This window comes from Cellulosimicrobium funkei (genome assembly GCF_001019615.1).
GTDB lineage: Bacteria > Actinomycetota > Actinomycetes > Actinomycetales > Cellulomonadaceae > Cellulosimicrobium > Cellulosimicrobium cellulans_E.
On the sequence record NZ_JNBQ01000002.1, the window covers coordinates 181,502 to 193,435 of the forward strand.

Consider the following 11,934-nt stretch of genomic DNA (forward strand, 5'->3'; position numbering starts at 1 on the left):
GAAGCAGTCGCGCCCGGGTGCCCGGAGCGCGACCGTCTCATGCACAGCAGGGGCGCGGTCAGTCGACCGTGACCGCGTCGAGGACCGGGAGGCGGGCGGCGCGGATCGCGGGCCACACGCTCGCGACGAGGCCGATCACCACGGCGACGCCGAGGATCGCGAGCACCTGGCCCCACGGGACGGCGAGCGTGCTCAGGCCCTCGTCGGCGAGCACGCCGGGCAGCGCGGCGCCGATCCCGATGCCCGTCGCGACGCCCAGCACCGTCCCGTAGACCGCGGTCAGCACCGACTCGATCGCGATGACGCCCGCGAGCTGGAGCCGCCCGAGCCCGACGGCGCGCAGCAGCCCGATCTCGCGGGTGCGCTCGATGATCGACAGGGCGAGCGTGTTGACGATGCCGAGCAGCGCGATGACGATCGACAGCGCGAGCAGTGCGTAGAGGATGACGAGCACCTGGTTCACCTGGTCGGCGAACGCCGACGCGGTCTCCTCGCGGTCGAGCACCGTGACGACGAGGAACGGCTCGACGGCGGTCGTCAGCGCCGCGCGCAGGTCCTCCACCTCCGCCGCCGACGCCCCCTCCGCCGCCGACACGTAGACGATCCGGACGCTCGCCTGCGCGGCGGGCACGACGGCGTCGAACACGTCGTCGCGCACGAGGATCCCGGTCCCGACGAGCTGGCTGTCGATCACCGCGCCCACGCGCGCCTCGACCGCGGCGGCGCCCTCGCCGAGCCGCAGCGTGTCGCCCACCTCCCACCCGCGCTCGCGCGCGGTGCGCCGGTGCACGACGACGTCCCCCGCCTCGAGCGTCGCCGTCGGGTCTCCCGCGAGCGCCACGGGGTCGAGGGCGGTGTCGAAGAAGCCCGCGGGCACGCCGGCCACGTCCGTCCCGTGCGGCTCGCCGTCGTCGGCCGCGTCGCCGCCGGAGCCCTCCGCCCCGGTGCCCCCGCCCACCGTCGCGACCGACGCGAGGCCCAGCCGCACGGTGTCCACCACCGCGGCGCCCGGGGTCGCGGCCACCGCCTCGACGGCGCCCTCGGGGACGACGAGCGTCGCGGAGTCCACCACGAGGTCGGCGCGCACCTCGTTCTCGACGATGCTGCGCACGGACGCCTGGGTCGAGGCGGCGATGACGCCGGTGACGGACACGAGCGCCATGCCGATGAGCAGCGCGCCCGCGGTGCTCGCCGTGCGGCGCGGGTTGCGCGTCACGTTGCCGCGCGCGAGGCGACCGAGCGGCCGCAGCGCGACGACGAGCGGCCACGCGAGCACGGTGAGCACGCCCCGCGCGACGGCCGGGGACCCGACGAGCACGCCGACGAGCACGAGCCCCGCGCCGACGCCGAGCAGCACGCGCGGGCTCAGGTCGTCGACCCACGCCCAGCCGGTCGGGGCGTCGGCGACCGACGACCCGAGGGACGACGCGAGCCACAGGACCCCGGCCCCCGCCGCGACGAGCACGATCCCGCCCACCGCACGGACGCCGGTCCCGCGGTCGGGGGCGACGTCGTCGCGCATCGCCTGGACCGGCGGGATCGCCGCGGCCCGCCGCGCGGGCAGGACCGCCGCCAGCACGCTGACCACCGCCCCGAGCCCGACCGCCGCGACGACCTGCGGCGCGCCGAGCGGCACGCGGCCCGAGAACTCCATGCCGGCGAGGGCGAGCCCCCACCGGATGACGCGCACGAGCCCTGCCCCGGCGAGGACTCCGATCCCGCCGCCCACGAGCCCGACGACGAGCGCCTGCACCAGCACCGAGCTGAAGACCTGGCCGGGCGACGCACCGAGCGCCCGCAGCAGCGCGAGCTCGCGCAGCCGCTCCCGCACGGACATGGCGAACGTGTTCGCGATGATGAACGCCCCGACGAAGAGCGCGATCGCGGCGAAGACGAGCAGGAACGTCTCGACGAACCCGAGCACCTCCTCGACGGCCTCGCTCGCCTCGGCGCGCGCCTGCTCTCCCGTCACGGCCTCGGCGCCGTCGGGCAGCACGTCGCCGACGCGCTCCGCGAGCGCGTCCTCGTCGACCTCCCCGGACGTCGGCGACGACCAGACCGAGAGCTGCGGCACCATGCCGTCCGGCGCGTACACCGCGCGGGCGGTCTCGCCGTCGATCCCGACGAGCACCGCGCCCGCCGCGGCGGCCTCGATCCCGAAGACCCCGGAGACGGTCACCGGCGTCGGCTCGCCGCCCAGCACGACCGTCGTCTCGTCGCCCGTCGTCAGCCCGGCCGTCTCCGCCGCGCTCTGCTCGAGCACGATCTCGCCCGCGGCCGGCCAGGCGCCGTCGAGCAGCGTGAGGCTGGGGTCCTCGGGGTCGACCGAGAACGCGGTGCTGGGCGGGCCCGTCGTCACGACGGCGGTCCCGTCGGCCGCGACGAGCACGACGGGCCCGGACACGTCCGGCACGGCGCGCGCGACGCCGTCGACCGCCTCGACGTCCGCCGCGAGGTCGGCCGGGACGAGCGTGCGGTCGCCCGCGAACCCGTTCCCGCCGCCCCCGCCGCCCCCGGGACCGGCTGCGTCCCCGGTGACCTCCTGCGACCCGCGCACGTAGACGTCGGCGGTGAGCGTCGTCGCGATGATGTCGTCGAACGTGGAGGAGAGCATGCCCCGGAACGCGAACGTGCCGACGACGAACGCGACGCCGAGCGTCACGGCCAGCACCGAGAGCACGAACCGCACGACGTGCGCGCGCACGCCCCGCAGCGCGACGCGGATCATGCCGGGTCGACCGGCGCGGCATGGCGCCCGGCAGGAGCCGCGGACGATCCGCCTGCCTGCGGGGCGGGCGGGCCGGCCGGCGGGCCGTCGTCGTCCGCCGCGAGCGCGAGCGCGTCGAGGATGTCCTGCTGCGACGGGTCGTGCAGCTCGCCCGCGAGGCGGCCGTCGGCGAGGAACACGACGCGGTGCGCGTACGACGCGGCGCGCGGGTCGTGCGTGACCATGACGACGGTCTGGTCGAGCTCGTCGACGGACCGCCGCAGGAACGCGAGCACCTCGCCCGCGGAGCGGGAGTCGAGGTTGCCGGTCGGCTCGTCGGCGAACACGATCGACGGCCGCGAGACGAGCGCCCGCGCGCACGCGACGCGCTGCTGCTGCCCGCCGGACAGCTCGGACGGGCGGTGGTGCAGGCGGTCGCGCAGCCCGACGGAGTCGACGACCTCGTCGAACCACGCCCGGTCCACGTGCGTGCGCGCGATGTCGAGCGGCAGCGTGATGTTCTCCGCCGCGGTGAGCGTCGGCACGAGGTTGTAGGCCTGGAAGACGAACCCGACGCGCGTGCGGCGCAGGGCCGTGAGCCGGCGCTGCGAGAGGCGGCTGATCTCCTGGCCGTCGATCACGACGCTGCCGGACGTCGGCGAGTCCAGCCCCGCCAGGCAGTGCATGAGCGTCGACTTCCCGGAGCCGGACGGACCCATGATCGCGGTGAGCCTTCCGCGCGCGAAGTCGACGTCGACGCCGTCGAGAGCGCGGACGGCCGTCGTGCCGGACCCGTAGACCTTGACGAGCTCGCGGGCGCTCGCGCGCGCCTCGGGCGTGCCCGGGGTGTCGGTCGGCGCGTCGGTCCGGGGCGCGGGGGACGTCATGGTCCCCATCGTGGCGCGGCGCGGCGCGCGCCGCACCACCCGCGCGGGGGAGATGCGACGTCGTCGGGCACCATGCGGTGCGACGATCCGTGGACCCAGCCGTATGGGAGCGATCCCACCGGGATAGCGTGGCCCCATGAGCACCGTCGCCCCGACGCCCGCCGAGCAGTCCGCCCGGCCCGCCGTCCACCCCGTCCCCGACCTGTCCGCCGACGTCACGGGCACGGTCCCCGACCCGCGCAGCGCACCCCCGATCCGCTGGGGGATCCTCGGCGCGGGCGGCATCGCGTCGTCGTTCGCGGAGGCCGTGCGCCAGCACACGCAGGGTCGCGTCGCGTCCGTCGGCTCCCGCGACCGCGTGCGCGCCGAGCGCTTCGCGACCGCGCACGGCGTGCCGACGACGCACCACGGCTACCAGGAGCTGGTCGAGGACCCGCAGGTCGACGTCGTCTACGTCGCGACGCCGCACTCGCACCACCACGAGCACGCGCTGCTCGCGATCCGCGCGGGCAAGCACGTGCTCGTCGAGAAGGCGTTCACGCGCAACGAGGCGGAGGCGGTCGAGGTGCTCGACGCCGCGCGCGAGGCCGGCGTGTTCGTCATGGAGGCCATGTGGACGCGGTTCCTGCCGCACGTGGCCGCGCTGCGCGGCGTGATCGCGCGCGGGGAGATCGGCGACGTGGTCAACCTCAGCGCCGACCACGGCCAGTGGTTCGCGTTCGACCCGGAGCACCGCCTCTACGCCCCGGAGCTCGCGGGCGGCGCGCTGCTCGACCTGGGCGTGTACCCGGTGTCGTTCGCGCACGACCTGCTGGGCGCGCCGTCGTCGGTCACCGCGGTGGGCTCGCTCACCGAGACGGGCGTGGACGGGCAGGTGAGCGTCGTGCTCGGCTACGGCGACACGCAGGCGACGCTCTCGACGACGCTGTGGTCGCGCACCGCGACGGCCGCGGTGATCTCGGGCACGGCGGGGCGCATCGAGGTGGAGGGGAACTTCTACGCGCCGACGTCGTTCCGCGTGATCCGGCACGACGGCGCGTCCTGGTACTACGACGGCTTCACGGGCGAGGGCAAGCAGTACCAGGCGGCCGAGGTCGCGCGCCGTGTCGCCGCGGGCGAGATGCAGAGCCCGCGCATGTCGTGGGACTCGACGCTCGAGGTCATGCGGACGCTCGACGAGGTGCGCCGCCAGATCGGGGTCGTCTACCCGGGGGAGTGAGCCCGTCCGCCGCGAGATCGACCGGAGCGTTCGAGATCGACCTACGGAGGGTCGATCTGGGAGCGCTCGGGTCGATCTCGCGGCAAGGGTCAGTCGGTGTGCTCGACGACGTAGCTGCGGCCGTCCGGGCCCGTCACGCGCTCGAAGCGGGTCTTGAGCTCCTGGTCGCGCTCGCGTTCCGCGTCGGAGACGCCGCGCCCGTCGGCGTCCTGGCGGCCGACCTGGGCGGGGCCGAAGATCGGGAGGAACCCCTCGGTGATGCGCATGCCGAGCGTGCGCCTGTCGTTCTTCCGCGCCACGGTGTCCTCCGCTGCAGGGTCTCGTCAGATGATTGGTGCACCAATCATTGGTGTGCCAAGAATAGCGCGCTCCTCGGTACCATGGCGCCATGACGGGTGACGAGGTCGACAGGACGGCCGTGCGGGGCGCGGGCACGCTGTTCGCCGACCCCCTCGCGCTCGAGGCGCAGGTCTGCTTCGCGCTCTCGGCGGGGGCGCGGGGCATGGTGGCGCTGTACCGACCGCTGCTCGAGCCGCTCGGCATCACGCACCCGCAGTACCTCGTGCTCCTCGCGCTCTGGCAGGACGACGCCGCGGGGACGACGTCGACCGTCGGCGACCTCGCCGCGCGCCTGCACCTCGACGCCGGCACGCTCTCGCCCCTGCTCAAGCGGCTCGAGACGCTCGGGTACGTGCGCCGGTCGCGCTCGCCCGACGACGGTCGCCAGGTCCGCGTGACCCTCACCGCCGAGGGACGTGCGCGCCGCCGCGACGCCGAGCGCGTCCCGCCGGCGATCGTCGCGGCCACAGGACTCAGCCTCGATGAGCTCGCCGAGGTGCACGCCGCGGCGTCCAAGGTCGTCGCCGCCGCGCTGCGCGCGGGCGTCTACTGACGAGAGTCAGGCGTCGGTGACGCGGACGCCGTCGGGACCGACGACGAAGCGGACCGCCGCCAGCCCCGTCGCCAGGGCGTCGGGCGCGGGGGAGGACTCCGCGAGCTCGGCGGCCGAGTGGGTGCCCGTCACGGCGAGGGTCGCGCAGCCCGCCGCGCGCGCCGCGGCGATCCCCGCGGGGGCGTCCTCGACGACGAGGCACCGTGCCGGGTCCACGCCGAGGCGCTCCGCGCCGAGCAGGAACGGGTCCGGGTCGGGCTTGCCGCGCGCGACGTCGTCGGCCGTCACCACGACCGACGGCGCGTCGAGGCCCGACGCCGCCATGCGCGCCGCGGCGAGCGGGCGCGTGCAGGACGTGACGATCGCCTGCCGTCCGGGCGGGAGGACGGCCAGCGCGTCCCGCGTGCCGGGCAGGATCGTCACGCCCTCGTTGTCCTCGAGCTCGAGCGCGTGGATGCGCTCGTAGGCCGGCTCGACCCGGTCCTCCGGCAGGAGCTCGGCGATGAGCGCGCGCGCCGGGGTGCCGTGCTGGATCTGGAACTCCTCGGGGTCGGGCAGGCCGTGCTCCGCGGCCCAGCGCCGCCAGTTGCGGTCGACCGCCGGGACGGAGTCGATGAGCGTGCCGTCCATGTCGAACAGGACGGCGTCGAACGTGCGTCCGGCGAACGCGACGCCGGGGGTGGGCAGGGAGCGGGGCGCGGTGGCGGGGTCGGGCATGCCCCGAGGCTAGCCCGCGGCCGCACCCGTGTCCGACGCCGCGGATAGGGTGGACGCCGTGAGCGCACCCGGGTACTTCATCTCCTTCGAGGGCGGCGACGGCGTCGGCAAGTCCACCCAGTCGCGCCTTCTCGGGCAGTGGCTCGGCGAGCTCACGGGGCGCGAGGTCGTGCTGACGCGCGAGCCCGGCGGCACCGAGCTCGGCAAGGAGCTGCGGGCGGCGGTGCTCCACGGGCAGGACATGGACCCGCGCACCGAGGCGCTCATCTACGCCGCGGACCGCGCGCACCACGTCGCGAGCCTCGTGCGCCCCGCGCTCGAGCGGGGTGCGATCGTCGTCACGGACCGCTACCTCGACTCGTCGGTCGCGTACCAGGCGGGCGGGCGCGAGCTCGGCGCGGACGAGGTCGAGCTCATCTCGCGCTGGGCCGTGCAAGACCTCATGCCGGACGTCACGATCCTGCTCGACCTCGACCCGGCAGCGGCCTCCGCGCGGATCCGGCGGCAGCACGACCGCCTGGAGCGCGCCGGGGCGGAGTTCCACCGCCGCACGCGGGAGGCGTTCCTCGCGCGCGCGGCGGCGGACCCGGAGCGCTGGGTCGTGCTCGACGCCACGGCCTCGATCGACGACCTCCAGGCGCAGATCCGGGTCGACGTCGCCGCGCGGCTCGAGCTCACGCCGGTCGTGGAGGAGGCGGAGGACACGATCGCGGCCGAGCCCGACGACGGCTTCGACGACACCGACAGCGCGATCGGGTACACCCCGGGTCTCGGCCTCGGGCCGGGTGCCGCCGCCGGGCCGGCCACGGGGAGCGGGGCCGCGTGACCGTCTGGGACGACGTCGTCGGCCAGGAGCAGGCCGTCGAGGTGCTCCGCGCCGCCGCGACCGACCCCGCCGCGATGACGCACGCGTGGCTGCTCACCGGCCCGCCCGGCTCCGGCCGCTCGAACGCCGCGCGCGCGTTCGCCGCCGCGCTCCAGTGCGAGCAGGGCGGGTGCGGGCACTGCCAGGCGTGCCGCACGACGCTCGCCGGGACGCACCCCGACGTGACGCTCGTCGCGACCGAGCTCGTCACCATCAAGATCGACGAGGTGCGCGACCTCGTGACGGTCGCGAGCCGCAGCCCGTCGCAGGGCCGGCGCCGCGTGATCGTCGTCGAGGACGCCGACCGCATGGCGGAGCGCACGACGAACGTGCTGCTCAAGGCGATCGAGGAGCCCGCGCCCCACACGGTGTGGATCCTCTGCGCGCCGAGCCCGCAGGACGTGCTCGTGACGATCCGCTCCCGGTGCCGTGGCGTCGTGCTCCGCGTGCCCCCGGTCGAGGCCGTGGCCGGGCTGCTGGTCCAGCGCGACGGCGTGGACGAGCACGTCGCGCTCGTCGCCGCCCGCGCGGCGCAGAGCCACATCGGGCTCGCACGCCGGCTGGCCCGCGACGCCGGAGCCCGGGACCGGCGGACGTCGGTGCTCTCGCTCGCGCGCCGGGTCCGCGGCGTGGGCGACGCCGTGCTCGCCGCGGGCGAGCTCGTGGACCTCGCGCAGGCCGAGGCGAAGGCGGCGACGGAGGAGCGCGACGCGGCCGAGAAGGCGGAGCTGCTGCGCGCGCTCGGCGTCGCCGACGGCGAGACCCTCCCGCCCCGCCTGCGGTCCCAGCTCCGCGACCTCGAGGCCGACCAGAAGCGGCGCGCGACCCGGCACCAGCGCGACGTGCTCGACCGCGCGATGGTCGACCTGCTGTCCCTCTACCGCGACGTGCTCGTCGTGCAGCTCGGGGCGGAGGTCGAGCTCGTCAACGTCGAGCTCGCGGAGGCGGTGCGCACGCTCGCCGAGGACTCCACGCCGGAGCAGACCGTGCGGCGGATGGACGCGATCGGCGTCGCGCGCGAGCGGCTGGAGGGCAACGTCGCGCCGCTGCTCGCGGTCGAGGCGATGGTCATCGCGCTGCGTCCTCAGGGCTGACGCGCGCACGGCCGCCCCTGCCCGCAGGGCCGACCCGCCCTCAGCGGCGGCGCCCCCGGGAGAACATCCCGCTCCCGAGCGGCGCGCGACCGCCGCCGCCCCGGCGCCGGCGTCGCCGACGGTCGACGAGCGCCTGGACGGCGACACCCCCGAACGCGACCAGGGCGATCACCGCGGTGATCCGCGCGGCCAGGGGCGTGCTCGGGGCGCGGCCGCTGCCCGAGCCCGTGGCGACGAGCTCCGGGACGAGCAGGCCGCCGATCACGAGCCAGCCGAAGAAGACGGTGACCGTGCCCGTGAGAAGGACCTTCGCGACCGCGTAGAGGCGCTCGCCGAGGCGTCGGGGCACGGTCAACGACACGGCACCGACCGCGAACGCGAGCAGGAACGCGAGCACCAGCACGGCGGGCACGACCTCCTCGCCCTCGGCGAGGTCGTCCCACGACGCGCGGAGCAGGAGGGCGCCGATCCCCAGCGGGACCGCCGCGAGCAGGAGTCCCGACCACCAGCGCAGGGGAGGGTCGCGCGGTGGTTGCCGGCGCGGACGCGGGGGTCGGGTCCGACGGCGGGCGTTCACGCCCCGGTCCGGTCGCTCGCGGCGGCGCGGGACGCGGCGATGCGCTCGCCGTTCTCCTCCGACCAGGCACGGATCGCGTCGATGGGGCCGAGGAGCGACCGGCCGAGGTCGGTGAGCGCGTACTCGACGCGCGGCGGCACCTCGGCGTAGACCGTGCGCTGGACCAGGCCGTCACGCTCCAGCGAGCGCAGCGTCTGGGTCAGGACCTTGGGCGTGACGACGCCGACGAGGTCGCGCAGCTCTCCGAAGCGCAGGACGCGCCGGCGCAGGGCCATGAAGACGAGGAGCGTCCACTTGTCGCCGATGCGCTCGACGACGAGCCTGCTCGGGCAGTCGGCGGAGAACACGTCGGGTGCGCCGTCGGAACCACCGTCGGGTCCGCTCCGCGAGACGCGGGCGGCGGCGTCGCCGCGCGGCGGGCTCGCCATGGTATCCACCGGGGAAGTATGGCACGGTGAAGTCACCAGTACCTGAGAGATACCGTGCCGTCCGGACCGGTCGCCGACCGGCCACGACACGGGAGGTACGACATGCAGGTGCTGCTCACCGGGGGGACCGGGTTCGTCGGGTCGGCCGTGCTGCGCGAGCTGCGCGGCCGCGGGCACGAGGTGACCGCGCTCGTGCGGTCCGAGGCGTCCGCCGCGGCCGTCGCCGCGGCCGGGGCGACCCCCGTCCAGATGGACGCGTACGACGTCGACGCGCTCGTCGCCGTCCTCGACCGGGCCGAGGGCGCGATCCACGCCGCCGCACCCGGGGACGGGACGAGCGAGGCCCTCGACCGGGCGGTCGTCGAGGCGGTCACGCGCGCGTTCGGAGGGACGACCAGGCCGTTCGTGCACACGAGCGGGGTGTGGAAGTGGGGCGGCGGGTCGGCGACGGAGACCTCGCCGACCGACCCGCCCGCGATCGTCGCGTGGCGCGTCGCCGTGGAGGAGCTGCTGCTCGCCCAGGACGTCGTCGCGTCGGTCGTCGCGCCCGGCGTCGTCTACGGGGACGGTCGCGGCATCCCCGCGCTCGTCTCGGGGGCGCCGCGCGTGGACGGACCGGACGGACCGGGTCTCGCGCTCGTCGGCGACGGCGCGCAGCACTGGTCGGTCGTGCACGTCGACGACCTCGCGGTGCTCTACGCGCTCGCGCTGGAGCACGGCGCCCGCGGCCACCTGCTCGGCACGACGGCGGAGCACCCCACGGTCCGGGCGCTCACCGAGGCGGCGAGCCGGGCCGCAGGGCTGGGCGGAGTCGTCGTGCCGCAGTCCGTCGAGGCGACCCGCGAGCGGTTCGGGGCGCCCTTCGCGGACGCGCTGCTGCTGGACCAGGCGACGCGTGCCGTCCGGGCGGCCGAGCTCGGCTGGACCCCGGTCCGTGGGTCGCTGGTCGAGGAGCTGGAGAGCGGCTCCTACGTGCCCGAGGCCGCGGCGCGCGCCTGACGTCCGCTCACGTCGCCGGGGCCGCCGCGCGGAGCTTCTCCAGCAGCGGCCCCGCGGCGTCCGCGAGGAACTCGCGCTGCCCGACCTCGCCCACCTGGACGAGCGCGAGGTCGGTGAACCCCGCCTCCCACCACGCGGACGCCGCCTCGACGATCTGGTCGAGGTCCGGGCCGCACGGGATCGACTCCGCGACGTCCTCGGGCCGGACGAACTGGCTCGCGGCCTCGAACGCCTCGGTCGTGGGCAGGTCGGCGTTCACGTGCCAGCCGCCCCCGAACCAGCGGAACTGCTCGTGCGCGCGGGCCACCGCGACGTCCTCGTCGGGGTCCCAGCAGATCGGCATCTGCCCGACGACGCGCGACGGCGCGAGGTCCGCACGGTCCCGGACCCCCGACCACCGCTCGACGACGTCGGCGTCGGGCTCGGTGGTCACGAGGTGGTCGGCCAGCGGGGCGAACCGCTCGATCGACTGCGGGCCGGACACGGCGACGCCGATCTCCACGGTCTCGTCGGGGAGGTCCCAGAGCCGCGCGGAGTCGACGCGGTAGTGCACGCCCTCGAACGTGAGGCGCTCGCCGTCGAGCAGGGACCGGATGATCTCCACGGCCTCCTCGAGCATGTCGTGCCGCTCGCCGACCGCGGGCCAGCGCTCGCCCGCGACGTGCTCGTTGAGGTTCTCCCCGGCGCCGAGGCCGAGCGTGAAGCGGTCGTCGGAGAGGAGGGCGACCGTCGCGGCCTTCTGCGCGACCACGGCCGGGTGGTAGCGCAGCAGGGGACAGGTCACGTACGTCATGAGCCCGACGCGCTCCGTCGCCTGGGCGACGGCGCCGAGCACGGACCAGGCGTAGGGGGAGTGGCCCTGGGCGTCGAGCCACGGGAAGTAGTGGTCGCTCATCACCTCGAACTCGAAGCCGACGCGTTCCGCGTCGACCGCGTGCTCGACGAGCGCGCGCGGGCCGGACTGCTCGGTCATGAGGGTGTAGCCGAAGCGGGTCATCCCTCGATCGTGGGACGGGCCGGCCGCACCCGCACGCGGGTGCGACCGGCCCGTCCGGTCACGCGAGGTCGGTCAGGCGAGCGCCTTCGCCTTGAGCTGCGCGAACTCCTCGGGCGTGATCGCCCCGGAGTCCAGGAGCGACTTGGCGTGCGTGATCTGCTCGGCCGGCGAGGTGTTCGCGACCTGGCGGATGTACGCGTCGGTGTCCTGCTTCGCCTGGACGACGGCGGCCGCCTGCCGCTCCGCCATCCCGCGCCCGCGGGCGATGAGGTAGACGAGCGACGTCAGGATCGGCAGGAAGATGAGGAAGATGATCCACACGGCCTTCCACCAGCCCGAGAGCTCCCGGTCACGGAACAGGTCCGCGATGATCTGGAAGAGCACGATGAGGTAGGCGATGAAGAAGAAGCTCCAGACGAGGAGCCAGAAGAAGTCCCAGAAGTCCACGGTCGCGCCCTTTCTCGACGGATCCCCGTACCCGGAGCACGGCCGGCTGCCGCGCACCAACAGGGCGAACCTAGCGACGATGGGTGGTTCGCGCCCGGCGAAAGC

Annotated in this window: 13 protein-coding genes; 5 read left to right on the forward strand and 8 right to left on the reverse strand. The window is 75.4% G+C overall.

What is annotated here, in order from left to right; all coding sequences use genetic code 11:
* Positions 1 to 58: 58 nt before the first annotated feature.
* Together FB00_RS03300 and FB00_RS03305 are read right to left on the reverse strand one after the other, a co-directional pair.
* The gene (locus tag FB00_RS03300) at positions 59 to 2,728 is read right to left on the reverse strand and encodes an ABC transporter permease (RefSeq protein WP_047231421.1); all 2,670 of its coding nucleotides are present in this window, start codon (positions 2,726 to 2,728) and stop codon (positions 59 to 61) included.
* The gene (locus tag FB00_RS03305) at positions 2,725 to 3,594 is read right to left on the reverse strand and encodes an ABC transporter ATP-binding protein (RefSeq protein ID WP_047231626.1); all 870 of its coding nucleotides are present in this window, start codon (positions 3,592 to 3,594) and stop codon (positions 2,725 to 2,727) included. The genes FB00_RS03300 and FB00_RS03305 overlap by 4 nt, the downstream gene beginning before the upstream one ends.
* Positions 3,595 to 3,730: 136 nt before the next feature.
* On the opposite strand from FB00_RS03305, the gene FB00_RS03310 reads away from it, so the two are divergent.
* The gene (locus FB00_RS03310) at positions 3,731 to 4,813 is read left to right on the forward strand and encodes a Gfo/Idh/MocA family protein (protein WP_082140934.1); all 1,083 of its coding nucleotides are present in this window, start codon (positions 3,731 to 3,733) and stop codon (positions 4,811 to 4,813) included.
* Positions 4,814 to 4,902: 89 nt separating this feature from the next.
* Here FB00_RS03310 and FB00_RS03315 read toward each other — a convergent pair whose 3' ends face one another.
* Positions 4,903 to 5,112 (reverse strand): hypothetical protein, encoded by a 210-nt coding sequence (locus tag FB00_RS03315; RefSeq protein WP_047231422.1) that lies wholly within the window; start codon positions 5,110 to 5,112, stop codon positions 4,903 to 4,905.
* A gap of 89 nt (positions 5,113 to 5,201) precedes the next feature.
* On the opposite strand from FB00_RS03315, the gene FB00_RS03320 reads away from it, so the two are divergent.
* Complete coding sequence (locus FB00_RS03320; protein WP_047231423.1) at positions 5,202 to 5,705, forward strand: MarR family winged helix-turn-helix transcriptional regulator; 504 nt, start codon at positions 5,202 to 5,204, stop codon at positions 5,703 to 5,705.
* Positions 5,706 to 5,711: 6 nt separating this feature from the next.
* Here FB00_RS03320 and FB00_RS03325 read toward each other — a convergent pair whose 3' ends face one another.
* Positions 5,712 to 6,422 carry an HAD-IA family hydrolase gene (locus tag FB00_RS03325; RefSeq protein WP_047231424.1) on the reverse strand — a complete coding sequence of 237 codons (711 nt, stop codon included), beginning with the start codon at positions 6,420 to 6,422 and terminating at the stop codon, positions 5,712 to 5,714.
* A 58-nt stretch (positions 6,423 to 6,480) separates the two neighbouring features.
* Between FB00_RS03325 and tmk the strand changes: the two genes are divergently transcribed.
* Both tmk and FB00_RS03335 read left to right on the forward strand, forming a co-directional pair.
* Positions 6,481 to 7,248 carry a dTMP kinase gene (gene tmk / locus FB00_RS03330; protein WP_082140980.1) on the forward strand — a complete coding sequence of 256 codons (768 nt, stop codon included), beginning with the start codon at positions 6,481 to 6,483 and terminating at the stop codon, positions 7,246 to 7,248.
* Positions 7,245 to 8,381 carry a DNA polymerase III subunit delta' gene (locus FB00_RS03335; RefSeq protein WP_047231425.1) on the forward strand — a complete coding sequence of 379 codons (1,137 nt, stop codon included), beginning with the start codon at positions 7,245 to 7,247 and terminating at the stop codon, positions 8,379 to 8,381. The genes tmk and FB00_RS03335 overlap by 4 nt, the downstream gene beginning before the upstream one ends.
* 40 nt (positions 8,382 to 8,421) lie before the next feature.
* On the opposite strand, the gene FB00_RS03340 is transcribed toward FB00_RS03335, so the two are convergent.
* Together FB00_RS03340 and FB00_RS22615 are read right to left on the reverse strand one after the other, a co-directional pair.
* A complete protein-coding gene (locus FB00_RS03340) occupies positions 8,422 to 8,958 on the reverse strand; it encodes a hypothetical protein (RefSeq protein WP_047231426.1) in 537 nt (178 codons plus the stop codon).
* Positions 8,955 to 9,386: a winged helix-turn-helix transcriptional regulator gene (locus FB00_RS22615; RefSeq protein WP_082140935.1), complete on the reverse strand. Its 432-nt coding sequence runs from the start codon at positions 9,384 to 9,386 to the stop codon at positions 8,955 to 8,957. Before FB00_RS22615 ends, FB00_RS03340 begins: the two co-directional genes overlap by 4 nt.
* Positions 9,387 to 9,488: 102 nt before the next feature.
* On the opposite strand from FB00_RS22615, the gene FB00_RS03350 reads away from it, so the two are divergent.
* Positions 9,489 to 10,385, forward strand: a complete 897-nt coding sequence (locus FB00_RS03350; RefSeq protein WP_047231427.1) for an NAD-dependent epimerase/dehydratase family protein — start codon at positions 9,489 to 9,491, stop codon at positions 10,383 to 10,385.
* Between the two features lie 7 nt (positions 10,386 to 10,392).
* On the opposite strand, the gene FB00_RS03355 is transcribed toward FB00_RS03350, so the two are convergent.
* Positions 10,393 to 11,382 carry a TIGR03557 family F420-dependent LLM class oxidoreductase gene (locus FB00_RS03355; protein ID WP_047231428.1) on the reverse strand — a complete coding sequence of 330 codons (990 nt, stop codon included), beginning with the start codon at positions 11,380 to 11,382 and terminating at the stop codon, positions 10,393 to 10,395.
* 72 nt (positions 11,383 to 11,454) lie between these two features.
* On the reverse strand, positions 11,455 to 11,829 hold the full coding sequence (locus FB00_RS03360) for an SHOCT domain-containing protein (protein WP_047231429.1): 375 nt from the start codon (positions 11,827 to 11,829) through the stop codon (positions 11,455 to 11,457).
* Positions 11,830 to 11,934: the final 105 nt, after the last annotated feature.